Source organism: Streptomyces sp. NBC_00554 (genome assembly GCF_041431135.1).
In the GTDB taxonomy this organism is placed as follows: domain Bacteria; phylum Actinomycetota; class Actinomycetes; order Streptomycetales; family Streptomycetaceae; genus Streptomyces.
On the sequence record NZ_CP107799.1, the window covers coordinates 5,449,288 to 5,467,229 of the forward strand.

A 17,942-nucleotide genomic window follows, 5' to 3' on the forward strand; every position below is an offset into this window, starting at 1 on the left:
AGGGAGGTCATCACGCGCTCACCTGATCTCCGCGCTGCCGCAGACGAAGGTGGTGTCCCGTAGGAGTTCCGGCGTGATGCGCGCGCCCGTCAGATGCTCGGCGAGGGCGAACGCTGCTTCCGTGGACAGGTGTTCTGCGGTGTCGGAGGTCTCGTCCGAGAACTGGAAGCCGCTGTGGTGCATGGCGTCCAGGAGTTCGTCAGGGGTTGTTCCCCATCGGTGGTCGGGGAACCCGGGCTCGAATGTCAGGCGCTTCGTTGAGTCCTCGGCCCAGAGGAAGGAATCGACGCCGTTGATGTTGACGAAGTGCGAGACCCAGCGTGTTCCCGCGGATGCGGGCAGGGCCTTCTCTTCGGTGACGCCGAGATAGCCGTTGGGCTCGATCAGCAGGGTCCAGTCGCCGACGGTGGTCATGGCGATGAACTGCCGAGCGTTGTCCGAACGGCCGAGGAGGTCGAAGGCCGCGTCCACTATCGCCGCCGTCCCGGTCTGGGAGGGCTCGGTCTGACCTCCGAGGCGGGCAAGTAGGTCTGAAGGTGGCAGGTTGTGCACCAGGGTGAAGCAATACGCTTCCGCGAGGTCAGGGAAGCGCTCTTCGAACCACACGTAGTCGGCAGCAGTCGCAGTCATGGCCGAGATCCTCGCTCATGCCTCTGACATCGGCGGAGCCAATCCGCCAAAGCTGTCGGCGGAGCGGCGTGGTCGGCGCCGGCAGGCGCGGGGTCGAGCGTTTCCGGGTCGAAGCCGGCGTCGGTCAGGACAGCGGCGGCCACTCCTCGGCCGACCCGGGAAAGACCGATCAGCAGGTCCTCGCAGTCGATGCGGTCGGATCCGTGCTGTTCGGACCGTGCCTCCGCGATGTCGATGGCCTTGCGGGAGTAGGGAGTCCAGGCGATCCGTTCGGCTGCTTGGGATGCCCCCATGCTCAGGTGGGTTCCGACAGACTGGTGGACCGTTTCCGGTGAGACGCCGGCGGTCTGCAGGAGCCGGGTGGCGCTGTTGTCCTCTGCGGTCAGCCCCCACAACAGGTGCTCGGTGCCGATGTAGTTGTTGCGATGGTGCACTGCCGCCTGCTTGACGTGGACCATCGCCTGGCGGAGTTCGTCGGTCATCGCCTCGGGGCTGTAGCGCTTGTGAGGGGCGTGGAAGCGCTGCTGGACCGCCTGTCGGGTGACACCCAGGGCGGTGCCGATGTCTGTCCATGGGTTGCCGTGCATCCGGCAGTGCTCGACGTAATCCTCGACCAGGTCGTCTGCCAGTGCCTGCAGTTGGCCTGCGAGTCGGGTGCTCTGGGGAAGGTCCAGGAAGGCTTCGATCTGTTCGGCCGTGGCGGCGATGGTTTTGCCGAGCCGGGTGAGATGTCAACTCACTCGCCCGGAGATCTCCGAGACTGCCCGGACATCACAGGGGCAGGGCACGGGGTCCGTGTCGTCCTGTCCCAGATAAGTGTGGGCGGGGCGATGTCCTGACCTGCGGTGCCTGGAGGTTGTTCGGGACGAATTGACGGCTGGCGTCCCACTCAACCGTAGGCAGTTGCTCTTCTGGCATCAGGTGGTTTCGTTGCCCAGTGGGTAGCCGATCTCGGCAATGTCCTTTGTCAGGGCGTCCATCGCGACCTCAGGGTTCAAAGCGGCAACCACGTCGCTCGTCAGGGGATGCAGTGCAAACACGTGCTGAATGGCTGCGAGCGACACCGGGATTTCGTAGTAGTCCTCGGCGAAGCGCTGGAACGCTTCCGGAGACCGGTCGGCCAGCAACCGGAACAAGTGTTCGGAGCCATCCGGATCGCCGGCACCGTCGTCAGGGAACTCGATCGTCCCCACATTCCAAGCTCCATCGCCCACCTCCCGCCATGCGCAGGCGGTCACGACGGGCATCCCGTCCTCGTCGGCGAACGCGGGCTCCTCGACGCAGGAGCGGAAGACTTCCGGGACGTTGTCCAGCACGCCCGGCCACGGCCCGTCGTTGGCATAGGGGCTCATGTGTGACTCGTGTGCGAAGCCACGGATGTAGGCACCGACGGCCGAGAAGACGATGGAAAACTCGTCGCCCGATCCGTCGCGCATCGAGGCCACCTTTTTCCCGGCGGACCAGTGCGCGTCGAAGGAGTAGTGCCGATCGGCCCATTCCGGGCTGAGTATCGCTTCCAGCATCGCCATCGAGCGGCAGTGATCGCGAAGCGCGGAAATCTCGGGCAGTTGCCGAGCAACATCGTGAATGGTCACGTCTGCATCCAACATCAGGGGTCTGACAGCCATGGCGGCGCGGAGTATCGGGCGACTCGGCGCACGAAGGTGCCGATACGTCGGTCAGGACCTCGTTCTGGGAGAGCACGGACCGCAAGCCATCGAGCTGCTCAACGAGCGGGAGTCGACCGAGCATCCGTACGCCCTATCACGAACAGCCGCCCTCACAAGGCGCGTTGGCAGCAAGCGGGCGTCCCAACCCGCGAGGCGGGCAAGGTCAGGACCGCGCGGTCCGGAACGCGAGATACCGGTTGAAGGCTTCGTGGCTGTCGGAGGTGAAGCGCCACTCCAGCAGGGCCGACCGCAGCTCCGGCTCGGTCAGCCAGCCATGCCAGGCGACCTCATCAGGATCGGCGGCCACCGTGTCCGGCACCACGGCTTCGTGCACGCCGAGCCAGTGAGGGCTCAAACCGCTGCGGTTGAGGAACGTGAACAGCAAGCGCGGCAGCACGCGGATGCCCAGCTCTTCGGCCAGCTCCCGCGCGGCGGCCTGTTCATAGGACTCACCGACATCCACGGCGCCACCGACCACGACCTCGTAATGCCCGGGGAAGCGCGACAGCTGCTCCGACCGCCGGTGAACGAGGATCCGCCCACGCTCATCACGACACACCGTCACGGCGACCCGGTGCAGCCAACCCTCCCGGATGGCCTGCCGGCGGCTGACCACCACCCCCAGCACACGATCTTGATCGTCGACACGCTCCACCAGCTCGTCCACGACGCACACCCTGGCAGAGCCCACTGACAACGCCGCTTCTCGGAGCCCCGAGGCTGACCCAGGCGAACCTGCACCAGGAGGCCGGACGCGGATGACGACAGTTGTCGTGCAAATACGACACCTATCGTGCTCAGGCTCAGTCACCGCGGCCGGCGTGGCGTAGCGCACTTTTGCAAGCGGCTGCTTGCAATTGTTAGCAGGGGTGCGGCAGGGTAGAGGCATGGCATCGCTCAACGTCGGCAATCTCGGTGAGTATCTGCGTGAACAGCGGCGCAATGCGCAGCTGTCGCTCAGGCAGCTCGCCGATGCCGCCGGGGTGTCCAATCCGTATCTGAGCCAGATCGAGCGCGGGCTGCGCAAGCCGAGCGCGGAGGTGTTGCAGCAGGTCGCCAAGGCACTGCGGATCTCCGCCGAGACGCTGTACGTGCGAGCCGGCATCCTCGACGCCGAGCGGGACCGGGACGAGGTGGAGACGCGCGCCGTCATCCTCGCCGATCCCACGCTGAACGAGCGGCAGAAGCAGGTGCTGCTCCAGATCTACGAGTCCTTCCGCAAGGAGAACGGGTTCGAGATCACCCAGGTGGACGAGGGCGATCAGGGTGTCGACGCCGATGTGCGGCACGCTGACGTACGGCACGACGACGTACATCTGGATCAGGACATATCGGATGCGGAACACCCGGGACCGGGGAGCGCAGCGGACACCGCCGTCCGCGGCCCGCGCACGACCGACGGCAGTGATGCCGGTCCGCAGCAGACCGCCAGTTGACGAGATCCACAGCAACACCAGTTCGGTCGACGAGAACCACACGCAACACCGGTTGACGCGAACGACACGCACCGCCAGCACCGCAGGCAGCACCGCCGACCGGCAGGTCTCCCCGCGGACCGACCAAACCCTCAGCTGAACGCGAATCCGGGAGGACCATCGCATGGCCATCACCGACGACATCCGCAAGGCCGCCACGGACCCGACCCCGCTCTACTTCCTCGCCGGCACCGCTGAACTGGCCGTTCAGCAGGCCAAGAAGGTGCCCGGGATCGTGGAGCAGATCCGTACCGAGGCCCCGGCCCGGATCGAGACGGTCCGCAGCTTCGACCCGAACGCCGCCCAGGAGAAGGCCGCCACCCGCGCCAAGGAGGCGCAGGAGACGATCCAGTCCAAGGTGACGGAGTTCATCAGCACCCTCGACACCGACCTGAAGAAGATCGGTGAGTCCGCTCAGGACCTCGCCCTGCGCAGCGTCGGCGTCGCCGCCGAGTACGCCGTGAAGGCCCGCGAGACCTACGAGAAGGTCGCCGAGCAGGGCGAGCAGGCCGTGAAGACCTGGCGTGGCGAGGCCGCCGAGGAGATCGAGGAGCTGGCCGTCGCCGTCGAGCCGAAGGCCGAGCCGGTCGAGGTCAAGGACGAGCCGAAGCCGGTCGCGGTCGTGGCCGAGCCCGCTCCGGCCAAGAAGACCGCGGCGAAGAAGGCCCCGGCTGCCAAGAAGACGACCACCGCCGCCAAGAAGACCACTCCGCCGGCGAAGTAGGCGGGAGCGGGCAGCGGTGGCAAGCGGTCGGCGTCACGCCGACGGCGGCGGCCGCATCAAGCCGATGACAACGGGCCGGGCACTCTCAGAGTTCCCGGCCCGTTCTCCGGGTACGGTGGCGTAGAGACGACTCGAATCGGGCGGTGGGCATTGTGCTGTTGACGGCATTCAGCGGCTTCATGTCGGTGATCTTCCTTGCCATGCTGGTGCTCGCCGTGGTGGCACTGGTGATGGCCGCGCTGGCCCGCGACGACGCGTACCGCGCCGCAGACAAGCAGAACAAGATGTTCTGGCTGATCATCCTGGGCGTCACGGTCGCCGTGAACCTCCTGGTCCCGATGATCTTCCTGCAGATCGCGGGCCTGGTCGCCACGATTGTCTTCTTCGTGGACGTACGCCCCGCGATCCGCCAGGTCTCCGGCGGTGGCGGCGGCCGCCGCGGCGGAAGCAGCAGCGACGGCCCGTACGGCCCCTACAACGGCGGCCGGTAAACACCACAGACCGCCACAGGCCGCCGTACGACTGTTGCAACAGTCGTACGGCGGCCTGTGGCGGTTACTGCTTGTGGTGGTTACTGCTTGCGGTCCAGCAACAGCACCGCCACGTCGTCCGTCAGCTCACCGCCGTTGAGTTCGCGCACCTCGTTCACCGCCGCGCGCAGGAGTTCCTCGCCCTCGAGGCCCTGGGCGAGCTGGCGGCGGACCATGTCCACCATGCCGTCCTGGCCGAGCCGCTGGTTGCCCTGGCCGATGCGGCCCTCGATGAGGCCGTCGGTGTAGAGCATCAGGCTCCAGGCGCCGCCCAGCTCCACCTGCTGGCGCGGCCAGCGGGCGCCGGGCAGCAGGCCGAGCGCCGGACCGCCGTTCTCGTACGGCAGCAGCTGGGCCGGGCGGCCCGGGCGGGCGATCAGCGGGGACGGGTGGCCGGCCAGGCAGAGCCCGGCGCGGCGGCCGTCCGGCGAGATGTCCACCGTGCAGAGCGTCGCGAAGATCTCGTCGTTGTCGCGCTCGTGTTCCAGGACCTGCTGGAGGGTGGAGAGCAGCTCGTCCCCGCACAGGCCCGCGAAGGTCAGCGCGCGCCAGGCGATGCGCAGCTCCACGCCGAGCGCCGCCTCGTCGGGCCCGTGCCCGCAGACGTCGCCGATCATCGCGTGCACGGTGCCGTCGGACGTACGGACCGTGTCGTAGAAGTCGCCGCCGAGCAGGGCCCGGGAGCGGCCGGGGCGGTAGCGCGCGGCGAAGCGGAGCGGGGAGCCCTCCAGGAGCGGCGTGGGCAGCAGCCCCCGCTCCAGACGGGCGTTCTCCTGGGCGCGCAGGCGGGACTCGGTGAGGCGCCGCTCGGCCCTGTCGGAACGTTTCCTCTCCACCGCGTACCGGATCGCGCGGCTCAGCAGCCGTGCGTCCAGTTCGTCGCGGAACAGGTAGTCCTGGGCGCCGACGCGCACCGCTTCGGTGCCGCGCTCGGCGTCCCCGGACGCGGTGAGCGCGAGGACGGCGTGCCGGGGCGCGAGCCGCAGCACGTGCTTGAGCGTGGCCAGCTCGTCGTCGGCCTCGGGGGAGCGGCCCGGGGCCGGCAGGGCGAGGTCGAGCAGGATGCAGTGGACGTCGTCGGTGAGCAGCCGCTCGGCCTCGGTGAGGTTGCGGGCGCTGCGGATCCGGATCGGCTTGCCCGTGGCGTCGAGCATTTCGGGCACGCTGAGCGAACCCGCCGGGTCGTCCTCGATGACCAGCAGGGTCAGGTGGGTCGTGGCGGCGCTGTCGGCAGGGGCCGCGGCGCCGGTCGCCGATCCCGACCCGGCGGGCTCGCCGGGTTCGACTCCGGGTGGACCGCCGGGTGAGAAGGCGGCAGGAGCCTGACCACTTTCCACGGCCGGGATCGCTCTCTGCCGCGGTATGGGTGCGGGCATCGTCTGGGTTCCTTCCCTCCCCCCGAGGGCTGGTGGGGCGAAAGGCCTCGCACCACCGACCGGGACCATAGCGTTAGCCGGTGCCGTAACGGAATGGTGTACCGCACGGGGTCTGGCAAACAGCCACCGTCATATGCCGCATCCTGTAACGCACTTGGACAGGACGGGGCTCCGACAGGGATGACGAAGGTCACGTCACCGAGGTTGCGCGGCGAACACAACCGTGCGCTGTGTCACGTGGGACAGGTCACTCCGGACAGGCCGCACCGAGTAGGGCAATTCGGGCAGTTCGCTGGTCAGGGTGGACACCGGCATCGCCGTGCGAGTCACGGGTCACGCGTCACGCGTCCGGACGCACGACCCCCAGGATCGGCATCGAACCCGCGCCCGCGATCGTCACCGTGCGCCCGGGCCGGGGAGCGTGCACCATGGCGCCGTCGCCTATGTACATCGCGACATGGCTGGCGTCGTCGAAGTAGATGATCAGATCGCCGGGGCGCATGTCCTTGATGTCGATACGGGTGAGCTGCTTCCACTGCTCCTGCGAGGTGCGCGGAATCCCGTCGCCGGCGGACGCCCAGGCCTGGGAGGTCAGCCCCGAGCAGTCGTACGTCTTGGGGCCCTCGGCGCCCCACTCGTACGCCTTGCCGATCTGAGCGGTCGCGTACGCCACGGCCTTCTTGCCCTGTGCGGACGTCTCGCCGCTGCCCAGGGTGACGCCGGAGTTCAGCCAGGTCGTCTGCGCCTGGTACGCGGCCTCCTCCTCCAGCTTCGCCAGCCGCGCCTTCTCGTCCGCCTCCAGCTTCTCCGCGGCCGCGATCTGCTGCTTGACCTTCTTCTTGGCCTCGTCCTTGGCCTCGCGGTTGGACTCCAGCTTCGTCCACTGCGCGGAGGCGTCCTTCGCGTACTGCTCCAAGTCCTGCTGGGTGCGCGTCATCTCGGCGAGCAGGCCCTCGGTCGCGTGCTCGCCCTGGCGCACCCGGCCCGCGCCGTCCAGGAACTCCTGCGGGTCCTCGCTCAGCCACAGCTGCGCCTCGGGCGTCAGCCCGCCACTGCGGTACTGCGCGCGGGCCGCGGCGCCCGCGAGGTCCTTCAAGTCGTCCAGTCTCTCCTGGCCCTCGACGATCTCGCGGGCCAGTCCGACGATCTGGGCGGACTGCTCCTTGACCTTCTCCTCCGCCGCGTTGTACGCGTCCGTCGCCACCGCGGCGGAGTGATAGAGGGTGTCCAGCTTCGTGCGTACGGCTTCAAGCTCCTTGTTGCTCACGGAGGTTGGCGAAGTGGGGGGCAGCGACAGATCCGGACTCGTCGTCCGGGTCGATGTCGGAGTCGGTGTCGGGCTCGCGTACGCCGGGCCGGATGTCGCCAGTACCGCGCAGGCGCATGCGCAGGCCAGCGCCATGGTCACCGTGGTCAGGCTCCGCTTGCCGGATCCCATTTCCCCGCCCCCAAACTGATTGACCGTCAGTAACTTACGGACGCCCCCGGGATCGTGCCATGTCGGCGCGCAACACGACAGAGGCGAGCAAGAACTCCCTTTCCCCCTCCTCGCCCCGGCAAGACGATCTCCCCGTGATCTCCCCGCCTGTGTGACGAACGGCTCACACCCATCGTTCCCCCGCAGGTCACGCCCGGGGAGCCAACGCCTCCCAGCGCAGCGTCACTTCGCCCTGCCGCCAGCGGGATATCCCGTCCGTCACCGGCCAGTCGGCCGTCAGGTCGCGGACCGCCCGGATCCAGCGCTGCCGGGCGCCGTAGGAGGCGTAGGGCGCGGCGGCGGCCCAGGCGCGGTCGAAGTCGCGCAGGAACGCGTGCACGGGCTCGCCCTGGACGTTGCGGTGGATGAGGGCCTTCGGGAGGCGCTCGGCGAGGTCGGACGGGCGGTCCAGGGAGCCGAGTCGGGTGGCGAAGGTGACCGTGCGCGGGCCCTCCGGGCCGAGGGCGACCCAGACGTGCCGGCGCCCGATCTCGTCGCAGGTGCCCTCGACCAGCAGGCCGCCGCGCGACCCGGCCGAGGGGTCCGCCGGTGCGAGGCGGGCGCACAGGCGTGCCCAGACGGCGGCGACCTGCTCCTCGTCGTACTGCCGGAGCACGTTGGCCGCCCGGATGAGCAGGGGGCGGCCCGGCACCGGGACCTCGAAGCCGCCGTGCCGGAAGACCAGCCCCTCGCGCTCGTACGGGTGCGCGGCCGCGACCCGGGCCGGTTCGATCTCGACGCCCACCACGCGCGTGCGTGGAGCGACGGTACGCAGGCGCTGGAGCAGTTCGACCGCGGTCCAGGGCGCGGCGCCATAGCCGAGGTCGACCGCGACAGGGTCGTCGGCACGGCGCAGTTCGGCTCCGTGGGTGGCCGCGATCCAGCGGTCCATACGGCGCAGGCGGTTGGGGTTGGTCGTCCCGCGCGTCACCGTTCCCACGGGGCGGGACGCGGCGCGGGCTGTCATGCGTACGAGGGTATGCGGGCGCGACGGAGGCCGTGCGGGCCTGTGGATAACCCCCAGAACTTGCGAGAACCCGCGAGAACCCGCGAGAACCTGGACGACTCGGATGGCGCGGATGCCCCCGGCAGCCCCGCGGCACGCAAAAGATCCTCGAACGGTTGAGCGAGTAGGAGTAATGATTCGGCAAAGAGGAAATGGAGCGGACGGATCCGGCGTTCTCCCTCTCTGGAGGGTGTCCCACATCCTCCGGCAGGCATGCCCGCAGCGAGGAGGAACCGCCACGTGAGCCAGTACGTCAGCAGGCTCGGGCGTCGCTCCCCGGCGGCGTCCGGCCGCCTCAGGCTGCACCGCAGGCCCCGCCGCGTCGCGATGCTCTCCGTGCACACCTCACCCCTGCACCAGCCCGGAATGGGCGACGCGGGCGGCATGAACGTGTACATCGTGGAACTCGCCCAGCGCCTCGCCGCGATCAACATCGAGGTCGAGATCTTCACGCGCGCCACCACGGCCGCCCTCCCGCCGACCGTCGAACTCGCCCCCGGCGTCCTCGTGCGCCACGTCGACGCGGGCCCCTACGAAGGCCTCGCCAAGGAAGACCTCCCGGCCCAGCTGTGCGCCTTCACGCACGGCGTCATGCAGGCCTGGGCGGGCCACCGGCCCGGCTACTACGACCTCGTGCACTCCCACTACTGGCTCTCCGGCCACGTCGGCTGGCTCGCCGCCGAACGCTGGGGCGCCCCCCTGGTGCACGCGATGCACACCATGGCCAAGGTCAAGAACGCCGCGCTCGCCGAGGGCGACACCCCCGAGCCCGCCGCGCGTGTCATCGGTGAGACCCAGATCGTGCGCGCCGCCGACCGTCTCATCGCCAACACCGCCGAAGAGGCCGACGAGCTCGTACGCCACTACGAGGCCGACCGCGGCAAGGTCGCCGTCGTCCACCCGGGCGTCAACCTCGACCGCTTCCGCCCCGCCGACGGCCGTGCCGCCGCGCGCGCCCGCCTCGGTCTCCCGCAGGACGCCCTGATCCCCCTGTTCGCGGGCCGCATACAGCCCCTGAAGGCCCCGGACGTGCTGCTGCGCGCGGTCGCCGTCCTGCTCGACGAGCGGCCCGACCTGCGCTCGAACATCGTCGTCCCCGTAGTGGGCGGTCCCAGCGGCAGCGGCCTCGCCAAGCCCGAGGGGCTGCAGAAGCTGGCCTCGCGGCTGGGTATCGCCGACGTCGTGCGCTTCCACCCGCCCGTCGGGCAGGAGCAGCTCGCGGACTGGTTCCGGGCCGCGTCGGTGCTGGTGATGCCCTCGTACAGCGAGTCGTTCGGGCTGGTCGCCATAGAGGCTCAGGCGGCCGGTACGCCGGTGCTCGCGGCCTCCGTCGGCGGGCTGCCCGTCGCCGTCCGCGACCAGGAGACCGGCTTCCTGGTGAAGGGGCACGATCCCGCCGCCTACGCGCGCGTGCTGCGCGATTTCGCGGACCACACCGACCTGTCCGCCCGTATGGGCGGGGCCGCCGCCCGGCACGCGATGGGCTTCGGCTGGGACACCTCGGCCGCGGCCACGGCGGACGTCTACACGGCCGCGATGCAGGAACACAGGCGTCGCGTACGCTCCCACCATGGCTGATGTACGGCAGGCGGCACAGGTCATCGAGGGGGTCCTCAAGGACGCCGAACTCGACTGGGAGAGCCCCGGGCCCGGCAATTTCGTGGTGAAGCTCCCCGGAACCCGGAAGCTGTCGACGACCGTCTCGCTGATCGCCGGCAGGCACTCTCTGTCGATCAACGCCTTCGTGATCCGCCACCCCGACGAGAACGAACCGGGTGTGCACCGCTGGCTCCTGGAGCGCAACCTCAAGCTGTACGGGGTGAGTTACGCGATCGACTCCCTCGGTGACATCTATGTGGCCGGGAAGCTGCCGCTGGCCGCGGTCACGCCGGACGAGATCGACCGCCTGCTCGGCTCGGTCCTGGAGGCCGCCGACGGCTCCTTCAACACCCTCCTTGAGCTCGGTTTCGCCTCCGCGATCCGCAAGGAGTACGCCTGGCGGATGTCCCGCGGTGAATCGACCCGCAACCTGGACGCGTTCAGCCACCTGACCCAGCGTCCCGCCAACTGACCTCCGTCATCCGCTAATCAAGCGCTGCACGACCCCTTCCCCGCCTGGGGTCCCCGTGGCATGCTCACCGCCGACGCAGATATGAACGTCGTTTACATCCATGAACTTCAGCTGAAGTCGACGGAAGGCGGGCGGGTATGGGCAACCAGCACATGGGGGTCAGCAGACGCGGCCTGCTCGGCAGCGCCATCGCCGTGGCGGCCGCAGCCGCGACCGGCGGAACGGCGACGGCCGCCACGTCCGCATCCCCAAGGGCGTCCCAGGGGGCATCACAGCGGGGCGAAGTCCCCGCTCTCTGGCACGAGTTCACCCGCACCCCCTTCACCCACCCGCAGATCCCGTACGTCGGCAGGGCCGGCTACCGCGCCGGCGCGGCGCGCTTCCCCCGCCGCCCCGTGGTGACCGACGTACGGGACTACGGAGCCGTCGCGGACGACGGGGCCACCGACTGCGCCCCCGCGATCAACCGTGCCATCGCTGCCGCCGGAAAGGCCGGCGGTGGCACGGTTCTCATCCCGCCCGGCACCTTCCGCATCGACGACCTGATCCGCATCGGGTACTCGAACGTCGTCCTGCGCGGCGCCGGCAGCGGCCGTACGAAGTTGTACGCGACCAGGAACCTCACCGAGCTCATCGGCGTCTACGGCTCCCGCTACGGCGGCGACAAGTCGTCCTGGTCCTGGGCCGGCGGCCTGATCTGGCTCTGCCCGACGGACCGCTTCACGACCCTCACGACCGCCATCAAGGCCAAGGCATGGCCCTTCGAGGGCTGGACCGGCAACAAGCGCGACGAGTGGCAGACGCTGACGACCCTCGCACCGGCGCGCCAGGGCTCCCGTTCGGTGCGCGTGGCGGACCCCGGGAAACTGAAGCCCGGCCAACTCGTCCTCCTGCGCCTCGCCGACGACGCCGACCACACGCTCCTGGAGCACATGTCGGGCGGCGGCCCGGGCACCGAGGCGTACGTCTGGGACGACAAGACGAAGCTGACGAGTTACGTCCCCTACGAGTGGCCCGTACGCATCGCGCGCATGCAGGGCGAAAAGGTCACCCTGGAGAGGCCACTTCCGCTGGACGTACGCCCCGAATGGGACCCGCGGCTGACCACGCACGTCGAGCCGCTGACGGGCTCCGGCGTCGAAGGCCTCACCCTGGAAGCGGTGGAAACCCCGCAGAGCCCCCACCTCCTGGACAAGGGCTACAACGGCGTCACCTTCCAGTGTGCGTACGACTGCTGGGCCGACGACGTGGTCGTACGTCACGTGGACAACGGCTTCGGCCTGGTCGCCGCCTCCGCCTGCACCCTGCGCCGCACGCGCGTTGCGGGCCGCGGCGCCCACCATCCGTACTTCTGCCGCGAGGGCTCGCACGACAACCTCGTCGAGGACTTCACCATCGAGCAGCGCACGGTCCCGGCGCCCGCCGGAACCCAGCTCCACGGCATCAACGTGGAAGGCCTCTCCTCGTACAACGTCTGGTCCCGCGGCGACATGAAGATGGGCACCTTCGACTCCCACCGCGGCCTGCCGTTCGCCAACGTCCGCACCGACATCACGGTCGACAACACCGGCACGCACGGCGGCGACTACTCGGCGGGCCCCCTCTTCGGCGCCCGCTTCACCCACTGGAACATCCGCGTCACCAACTCCCGCGCCGGCCTGATGAAGATCGACGGCCTCGCGCCCCACAGCGCCACGGTCGGCATCAACGAGGTGACGGAGTTCGGCCAGATCGACGTACCCGACTTCACCGGCGACCTCCACGCGCGCGTGGAGCTGTACGGCACCACGGACGTCGTACGCCCGCGGAACCTGTACGAGGCTCAGCGGGCCTTCTGACTCAGTGGAGGGCGTCGTACCCGACGAAGGTGAACATCCGTTCGCCGGGCGGCAGTGGGCGGGGCTCGCCGGTGTACCGGTGGGCCCCGACGGCGAATCCGAGCTCGGGGTCGGAGACCCACAGCCGCTCGAACCCGCGCTCCTCCAGCCACGCGCACACCTGCGGGACCAGGTCCCGCGTGACTTCGATCTGCCGGCTGCGCGTCCACACCAGCGTTCCGCCCGGCCGGCACAGCATGGTGCAGTGGTCGATCGCGCGCTCGACGTCCGCGTCGGCGAGGTTGCCGAGCACGCCGCAGAGCAGCACCAGATCGGCGGGCGCCACGCGCGCGTAGTGGTCGGTCAAGGAGGCGTCCCCGACGACGACTTCGACCTGCGTCAGCCCGGCGGCCTCGGCCGCGCGCACGGCCGCCTCGGCGTTCTGCCCGTCCAACTCGACGAGCCGCGCCCGGACATCGCTGCGACGCGGGTGTTCGGCGAGTACGCCGATCAGGTCGCGCCCCTGTCCGGCGCAGAGGCTGATGACCGTGAGCGGTCCCGGCGGAGCCTCGTCGAGGGCGAGGCGGACGCGCGCCTGGACGAGCGCGAGGCGCTGTTCGAGCCAGGAGCCGGGAGTGTCGTACGCGGCATGCCATTCGTGCCAGTCCATGCGCGGGAGCCTACGGCGATCACCGGAGCCCGCGGAATTCAATTGTTTCCCGACCGCGCGTACCGCCCCGGGGGCACTCCCACCAACTTCCTGAAATGGCGGGTGAGATGGGACTGGTCGAAGAAGCCGGTCGCCGGTGCCACCTCGCCCGGCGGCCGTCCGTCGAGCAGCAGGCGGCGGGCGCGTTCGACGCGGCGGGACATCAGGTACTGGTGCGGGGCTATCCCGAAGGCCGCGCTGAACGCCCGTACCAGATGGGCGGGATGGGCCTGCAGGAGACGGGCGGCCTCCTCCAGGGCGATGCCTTCGACGAGCCGCGCGTCGAGGAGCTCGCGCAGCCGGTGGGCGAGGGTGCGGTCGGGGCGCGAGGGCTCTCCGGGCAGGTGGGGCCGCAGATGCCCGCGCAGCCGCTCTCCCACCAGGGTCAGCCTGCTCTCGGCCTCCAGCTCGTCCCCGGGATGCGCGAGCGCGGTGTGCAACTGCCCCACGCGGCGCCGCAGTACGGGATCCACCAGGTCCGGCGCGTCCACCGCGGGCCCGATGAAGCTCTTGTCGAGCCGGCTCAGGTCCAGATACAGGACGCGCTTGCGGAAGCCGTCCTCGGTGACCGGGGAACCGTTGTGCGGGATGTACGGCGGCAGCAGCGAGACCGTGTCGTGCGGGGTGCCGTGCTCATGCCGGTCGAGGTCGTACCGTACGGCCCCGTCGTCGACGATCAGCAGCGTCCACGCCTCGTGCACATGCATCGGGTACGCGTACTCGGTGTAGTGGGCGTGGAACACCTCCACGACACCCGGGACGCGCGGGCGCCACGCGGAGATCTCCCGCTGGGGGCGCGGGGGACGGTGCTGCGGGCGCTGCGGGGCCATGCAAAGAACGTACAAGACGTCGTCGCATGGACGTCGGCAGTCTCGATGGCATGAGCACCGAGACCCCTGCCGACAACGCCGCGGACAACGTCCCCATCCGTTTCGACACCAAGATCGCCGTCCTGCTGCGGGACGACCTGGAGCCCTGGCAACGACTGAATGTGACCGCTTTCCTGGTCAGCGGCCTGGGGGCGACGGTTCCCGAGGTGATCGGGGAGCCGTACGCCGATGCGGACGGCGTCCCCTACCTGCCGATGTTCCGCCAGCCTGTGCTGATCTTCGAGGGCTCGAAGGAGACCCTGACCGCCGCGCACGGCCGGGCCCTCACGCGGGTGCTGCCGCGAGCCGTCTTCACCTCCGACCTGTTCGCCACCGGCAACGACCGGGACAACCGCACGGCCGTGAAGGCCGTGCGGACCGGGGATCTGGACCTCGTGGGACTCGCGGTGTACGGGCCGCGGAACGCGGTGGACAAGGTGCTGAAGGGGGCGCGGATGCATCCCTGAGGCCCCCTGAGTCCTTAGGCGACGCACTGCCTCGGGCGACGACCTGCTTCAGGCGACGACCTCGAACAGCCCGCTCTGGGAGCCGAGCTTGCTGAGGGAGATCTTGCCGGGGATGCCGTTGGCGTCGGCGCCGTCGTAGCCGAGGTGGCGCTGCCACTTGGCGTAGGCGGCGATGGTCTTCGAGCCGAAGGAGCCGTCGCCGGCGTAGGTCTTGGCGAGGTAGCCGAGCTTGACCAGGGCGGCCTCGGTGAGGTTCGTCCCCGCCATGTAGCTGACGTGGCCCTGCTTGGCGGCCGGGTCCTTCTTCGCGGCGCCGATGAGACGGGACAGGTCGACGCGGGGCTTGGACGCGGTACCGGTGCCGGGCTTGGTGGGCTTCGTCGGCTTGGTGGGCTTGGGCGTGCCCGGCTTGGCCGGGGTGGTCTTGATGGGCGTGTCCGCGAGCTGCTTCTTCACGTCGGACCGGAAGTCGTCCATGTCGAAGCTGGGGTCGACCTTGCCGGGCTGGACCTCCTTGTGCCCGGCGATCGACTTCTCGGACCAGCCGTGGGCCCGGCACAGGGCGGCGGCCCAGAGCACGGCCTTGCGGTACTGCGCGTCCGGGTACGGGTCCTTGCCGTTGCCGCGGTTCTCGATCTCCAGGCCGTACAGGACATCGTTGCCGTCGGCGTTGGCCTGGTTGTCCTTCGGGAGCGTGGTCTCCTCGCGCAGCGCGTTGAGGACGTCGAGGTCGACTGAGCCGGCGTGGTTGGCGCGGCCGTGGCCGATCAGCCACAGGCCGTCGGTCTTGCCCAGCCAGGCGTGGCAGAGCGGGCCGGGGAGGTCGGACCTGCCCTTGAAGCAGAGCTCTCTGTCGTCGTGTCCCGCCGTGTGGTGGATCAGTACGCCGATGACGGGGCCGAACTTCTTACCCGTCGCCGAGTCGCGGTTGTGGGTCTTCCAGCCGGTGTGCTCGTGGACGGTGAGGCCTTCGGCCTTCATCGCGGCGAGGGTCTCAGCGGCGGTCAGAGGTGTGGCCATGGCTGTGTTCCTTTCGGGGCGGCGCGGTCATCAGGCGGTCGTGCGGGTGCGGGTACTGGTGGTACTCGTACCGGGCCGTAAGTGTTCAGCCCGGGACGGGAGTTGAGACGCGGGTGCCTGGGAGTCGAGCCATGTCGTGTGCACCGCTCAGCATTGCGGAACCTATGCGCCGCGCGGGGCGAAACCGGTCCACTGGCCACCCCTGTTGTCACCGCCCGGACGGTGGCCCGGGCGGTGGTTCGCCAGCCACACACCGCGGCCCAGCGCCCACAGCAGCAGCCCCGCCACCACCGGACCGCCGAAGATGATGACGAGACCGGCCCCGATGTTGGCGCCGATCACACCGGCCGTCAGCACCCGCCAGCCCACTCCGACCAGCAGCCCGGCCATGACCAGCGGAACGAGAACCCCCCACCAGCTCTTGTCCATCCCGCCGCTCCGCGAGGCACTTACGAGCAGCGTCGCGCCGACTCCCGCCAGCACCAGGGCGACCACGCCGAGCACCGTGTCCAGGCCGTCCGGAACCCCCAACGGCTGGAAGGTGTAGTCGAGTTGGGACGCCGGAAGCTCCCCGGAGTTCTGCTGGCCCAGCAGCCCCCACGCGGCGACCGGTACGGCCGCGACCAGGACGGCGGCGGCGGACAGAAGCGTTCCTCGGTTCATCATGTGCCCAGCGTGGCGGGGCGGGGTCGGGGCGACATGAGCACGCGTACTCAGCCGCTGTGGGCGGAGCACTCAGGTGCGCGCGCCGTACCGACTCCGAGTGCGCGCCCCCGTACCCCGCTCCCCGCGCGCGTCCTCACGCCGCGCTGACCTCGGTCTTCGCGGTGACGGGCGCCGGAGGGGCCCAATCGCCCTCCGCCGGAAGCCGCCGCATCAGCACCCCGTACCCGACGCCCGCCACCGTCCCCACCACCGCGCACAGCCCCCACAGCCACTCCGCGCCGAACCGGTCGATGACCAGGCCGGACATCAGCGGTGCAATGAGCGCGGCGAGCGCCCAGGACAGCGTGTACATGCCCTGATAGCGGCCGCGGCCGTGCACCGGGGAGAGCCGGACGACGAGCCCCGTCTGGGTGGGCGCGTTGACGATCTCCGCCAGGGTCCACACGCACACGGTGAGCGCGAAGACGCCGACCGACCCGGCGAAGGCGGTGAGCCCGAAGCCGTACCCCGCGAGGAGTGAGGAGACGACGAGCAGCCGCTTGGGATCCCGGTGCTCGATGAAACGGGTGACCGGGATCTGCAGAGCGACGATGAGTACGCCGTTGACGGCGACCGCCATGCCGTAGTCGGCCGGGGTGAAGCCCGCTTGGCCCATCGCGACCGGGAGTCCGACGAACCCCTGCTGGAAGACGAGGGCGACGAGGAACGACAGCCCGACGACGCTCATGAAGCGCCGGTCGCGCAGCACGGTCCCGAGCCCGACACCGTCTTCGGCCGCGGCTTCCTTGACGCTCTGGACCGGCCGTGACTCCGGGAGCTTCGCGAAGACGACGAGCGCGCAGACGAGGGTCATGCCGGCCTCGATGAGGAAGCCCGCGAGGTAGCTGAACTCGGCGATGAAGCCGGCGGCCATGGAGGAGACTGCGAAGCCGAGGTTGATGGCCCAGTAGTTGAGCGAGAAGGCCCGCACCCGGTCCTCGGGCCGCACGATGTCGGCCATCATCGCCTGCACGGCGGGCCGCGAGGCGTTCGAGGCCATCCCCACCAGAAACGCGACCGCGGCGATGGCCACGGGGTGCTGCATGAAGCCGAGCAGCGCGACTGAGAGGGCCGTGGACACCTGCGCGATCAGCAGCGTGGGCCGCCGCCCGAGCCGGTCGGTCATCACCCCCGCGCCGAGCGAGGAGACGACGCCGCCGAGGCCGTGCAGAGAGGCGACGAGACCGGCGTACGAGGCGGAGTAGCCGCGGTCGAGTGTCAGGTACAGGGCCATGAACGTGGCGACGAAGGCCCCGAGCCGGTTGACGAGGGTGCTGGTCCACAGCCACCAGAACTCGCGGGGGAGCCCGGAGACGCTCTCACGGGCGGCGCGTCTCATGACGGCGAATGACATCGGGACCCCACGGAGTAAGCGGCTCGGGCAATGAGCGCAACT

Annotated in this window: 19 protein-coding genes; 7 read left to right on the forward strand and 12 right to left on the reverse strand. The window is 69.7% G+C overall.

Translation table 11 applies throughout. The features are described 5' to 3' along the window. Positions 1-18: 18 nt before the first annotated feature. From OG266_RS23965 to OG266_RS23980, 4 genes are all read right to left on the reverse strand, one after another. Positions 19-630: a DUF6461 domain-containing protein gene (locus OG266_RS23965; RefSeq protein WP_371548326.1), complete on the reverse strand. Its 612-nt coding sequence runs from the start codon at positions 628-630 to the stop codon at positions 19-21. Then, a complete protein-coding gene (locus OG266_RS23970) occupies positions 627-1,217 on the reverse strand; it encodes a Clp protease N-terminal domain-containing protein (protein ID WP_371548328.1) in 591 nt (196 codons plus the stop codon). Before OG266_RS23970 ends, OG266_RS23965 begins: the two co-directional genes overlap by 4 nt. Before the next feature lie 330 nt (positions 1,218-1,547). Then, on the reverse strand, positions 1,548-2,240 hold the full coding sequence (locus tag OG266_RS23975; protein WP_371552928.1) for a hypothetical protein: 693 nt from the start codon (positions 2,238-2,240) through the stop codon (positions 1,548-1,550). A 223-nt stretch (positions 2,241-2,463) separates the two neighbouring features. Continuing rightward, positions 2,464-2,967: an NUDIX domain-containing protein gene (locus tag OG266_RS23980; RefSeq protein ID WP_371548329.1), complete on the reverse strand. Its 504-nt coding sequence runs from the start codon at positions 2,965-2,967 to the stop codon at positions 2,464-2,466. A 220-nt stretch (positions 2,968-3,187) separates the two neighbouring features. Between OG266_RS23980 and OG266_RS23985 the strand changes: the two genes are divergently transcribed. The 3 genes from OG266_RS23985 (at position 3,188) to OG266_RS23995 (ending at position 4,990) form a co-directional block, all read left to right on the forward strand. Beyond that, positions 3,188-3,736, forward strand: a complete 549-nt coding sequence (locus OG266_RS23985) for a helix-turn-helix domain-containing protein (protein WP_266459380.1) — start codon at positions 3,188-3,190, stop codon at positions 3,734-3,736. Positions 3,737-3,899: 163 nt separating this feature from the next. Beyond that, positions 3,900-4,499 carry a hypothetical protein gene (locus OG266_RS23990; RefSeq protein WP_266459390.1) on the forward strand — a complete coding sequence of 200 codons (600 nt, stop codon included), beginning with the start codon at positions 3,900-3,902 and terminating at the stop codon, positions 4,497-4,499. A 152-nt stretch (positions 4,500-4,651) separates the two neighbouring features. Beyond that, positions 4,652-4,990: a DUF2516 family protein gene (locus OG266_RS23995; protein WP_266464082.1), complete on the forward strand. Its 339-nt coding sequence runs from the start codon at positions 4,652-4,654 to the stop codon at positions 4,988-4,990. Between the two features lie 80 nt (positions 4,991-5,070). Here OG266_RS23995 and OG266_RS24000 read toward each other — a convergent pair whose 3' ends face one another. The 3 genes from OG266_RS24000 to OG266_RS24010 all read right to left on the reverse strand — a co-directional run bounded on the left by OG266_RS24000 (position 5,071) and on the right by OG266_RS24010 (position 8,849). Then, positions 5,071-6,405, reverse strand: a complete 1,335-nt coding sequence (locus OG266_RS24000; protein ID WP_266459397.1) for a PP2C family protein-serine/threonine phosphatase — start codon at positions 6,403-6,405, stop codon at positions 5,071-5,073. 340 nt (positions 6,406-6,745) lie between these two features. Next, the gene (locus OG266_RS24005) at positions 6,746-7,843 is read right to left on the reverse strand and encodes an NlpC/P60 family protein (RefSeq protein WP_371548330.1); all 1,098 of its coding nucleotides are present in this window, start codon (positions 7,841-7,843) and stop codon (positions 6,746-6,748) included. Positions 7,844-8,030: 187 nt separating this feature from the next. Next, complete coding sequence (locus tag OG266_RS24010) at positions 8,031-8,849, reverse strand: class I SAM-dependent methyltransferase (RefSeq protein WP_371548331.1); 819 nt, start codon at positions 8,847-8,849, stop codon at positions 8,031-8,033. A 279-nt stretch (positions 8,850-9,128) separates the two neighbouring features. Here OG266_RS24010 and mshA point away from each other — a divergent pair, with 279 nt between their 5' ends. From mshA to OG266_RS24025, 3 genes are all read left to right on the forward strand, one after another. Then, a complete protein-coding gene (gene mshA, locus OG266_RS24015; protein WP_266459404.1) occupies positions 9,129-10,466 on the forward strand; it encodes a D-inositol-3-phosphate glycosyltransferase in 1,338 nt (445 codons plus the stop codon). Next, entirely contained in the window at positions 10,459-10,959 is a 501-nt protein-coding gene (locus OG266_RS24020) for a YbjN domain-containing protein (protein ID WP_371548332.1), read from the forward strand. Before mshA ends, OG266_RS24020 begins: the two co-directional genes overlap by 8 nt. A gap of 137 nt (positions 10,960-11,096) precedes the next feature. Continuing rightward, on the forward strand, positions 11,097-12,797 hold the full coding sequence (locus tag OG266_RS24025; RefSeq protein WP_371548335.1) for a glycosyl hydrolase family 28-related protein: 1,701 nt from the start codon (positions 11,097-11,099) through the stop codon (positions 12,795-12,797). 1 nt (position 12,798) lies between these two features. Here the strand turns inward: OG266_RS24025 and OG266_RS24030 are convergent, their stop codons facing one another. Continuing rightward, positions 12,799-13,446: a methyltransferase domain-containing protein gene (locus OG266_RS24030; RefSeq protein WP_371548336.1), complete on the reverse strand. Its 648-nt coding sequence runs from the start codon at positions 13,444-13,446 to the stop codon at positions 12,799-12,801. Positions 13,447-13,484: 38 nt separating this feature from the next. After that, positions 13,485-14,315: an AraC family transcriptional regulator gene (locus tag OG266_RS24035; RefSeq protein ID WP_371548338.1), complete on the reverse strand. Its 831-nt coding sequence runs from the start codon at positions 14,313-14,315 to the stop codon at positions 13,485-13,487. A 50-nt stretch (positions 14,316-14,365) separates the two neighbouring features. On the opposite strand from OG266_RS24035, the gene OG266_RS24040 reads away from it, so the two are divergent. After that, entirely contained in the window at positions 14,366-14,821 is a 456-nt protein-coding gene (locus OG266_RS24040; protein WP_371548339.1) for a DUF2000 family protein, read from the forward strand. A gap of 48 nt (positions 14,822-14,869) precedes the next feature. Here the strand turns inward: OG266_RS24040 and OG266_RS24045 are convergent, their stop codons facing one another. The 3 genes from OG266_RS24045 to OG266_RS24055 all read right to left on the reverse strand — a co-directional run bounded on the left by OG266_RS24045 (position 14,870) and on the right by OG266_RS24055 (position 17,900). Next, on the reverse strand, positions 14,870-15,841 hold the full coding sequence (locus OG266_RS24045) for an N-acetylmuramoyl-L-alanine amidase (protein ID WP_371548340.1): 972 nt from the start codon (positions 15,839-15,841) through the stop codon (positions 14,870-14,872). Between the two features lie 162 nt (positions 15,842-16,003). Continuing rightward, positions 16,004-16,507 carry a hypothetical protein gene (locus OG266_RS24050; RefSeq protein WP_371548341.1) on the reverse strand — a complete coding sequence of 168 codons (504 nt, stop codon included), beginning with the start codon at positions 16,505-16,507 and terminating at the stop codon, positions 16,004-16,006. Between the two features lie 133 nt (positions 16,508-16,640). Further along, entirely contained in the window at positions 16,641-17,900 is a 1,260-nt protein-coding gene (locus OG266_RS24055) for an MDR family MFS transporter (protein ID WP_371548343.1), read from the reverse strand. Between the last annotated feature and the right edge of the window lie 42 nt (positions 17,901-17,942).

Excerpts from the sequence above, each read along its gene's own strand:
- OG266_RS23965 (WP_371548326.1), bottom strand. The coding sequence starts at position 630 with ATGACTGCGACTGCTGCCGACTACGTGTGGTTCGAAGAGCGCTTCCCT.
- OG266_RS23970 (WP_371548328.1), bottom strand. The coding sequence starts at position 1,217 with ATGCACGGCAACCCATGGACAGACATCGGCACCGCCCTGGGTGTCACC.
- OG266_RS23975 (WP_371552928.1), bottom strand. The coding sequence starts at position 2,240 with ATGTTGGATGCAGACGTGACCATTCACGATGTTGCTCGGCAACTGCCC.
- OG266_RS23985 (WP_266459380.1), top strand. The coding sequence starts at position 3,188 with ATGGCATCGCTCAACGTCGGCAATCTCGGTGAGTATCTGCGTGAACAG.
- OG266_RS23990 (WP_266459390.1), top strand. The coding sequence starts at position 3,900 with ATGGCCATCACCGACGACATCCGCAAGGCCGCCACGGACCCGACCCCG.
- OG266_RS24000 (WP_266459397.1), bottom strand. The coding sequence starts at position 6,405 with ATGCCCGCACCCATACCGCGGCAGAGAGCGATCCCGGCCGTGGAAAGT.
- OG266_RS24005 (WP_371548330.1), bottom strand. The coding sequence starts at position 7,843 with ATGGGATCCGGCAAGCGGAGCCTGACCACGGTGACCATGGCGCTGGCC.
- OG266_RS24010 (WP_371548331.1), bottom strand. The coding sequence starts at position 8,849 with ATGACAGCCCGCGCCGCGTCCCGCCCCGTGGGAACGGTGACGCGCGGG.
- OG266_RS24020 (WP_371548332.1), top strand. The coding sequence starts at position 10,459 with ATGGCTGATGTACGGCAGGCGGCACAGGTCATCGAGGGGGTCCTCAAG.
- OG266_RS24025 (WP_371548335.1), top strand. The coding sequence starts at position 11,097 with ATGGGCAACCAGCACATGGGGGTCAGCAGACGCGGCCTGCTCGGCAGC.
- OG266_RS24030 (WP_371548336.1), bottom strand. The coding sequence starts at position 13,446 with ATGGACTGGCACGAATGGCATGCCGCGTACGACACTCCCGGCTCCTGG.
- OG266_RS24035 (WP_371548338.1), bottom strand. The coding sequence starts at position 14,315 with ATGGCCCCGCAGCGCCCGCAGCACCGTCCCCCGCGCCCCCAGCGGGAG.
- OG266_RS24040 (WP_371548339.1), top strand. The coding sequence starts at position 14,366 with ATGAGCACCGAGACCCCTGCCGACAACGCCGCGGACAACGTCCCCATC.
- OG266_RS24045 (WP_371548340.1), bottom strand. The coding sequence starts at position 15,841 with ATGGCCACACCTCTGACCGCCGCTGAGACCCTCGCCGCGATGAAGGCC.
- OG266_RS24050 (WP_371548341.1), bottom strand. The coding sequence starts at position 16,507 with ATGATGAACCGAGGAACGCTTCTGTCCGCCGCCGCCGTCCTGGTCGCG.
- OG266_RS24055 (WP_371548343.1), bottom strand. The coding sequence starts at position 17,900 with ATGTCATTCGCCGTCATGAGACGCGCCGCCCGTGAGAGCGTCTCCGGG.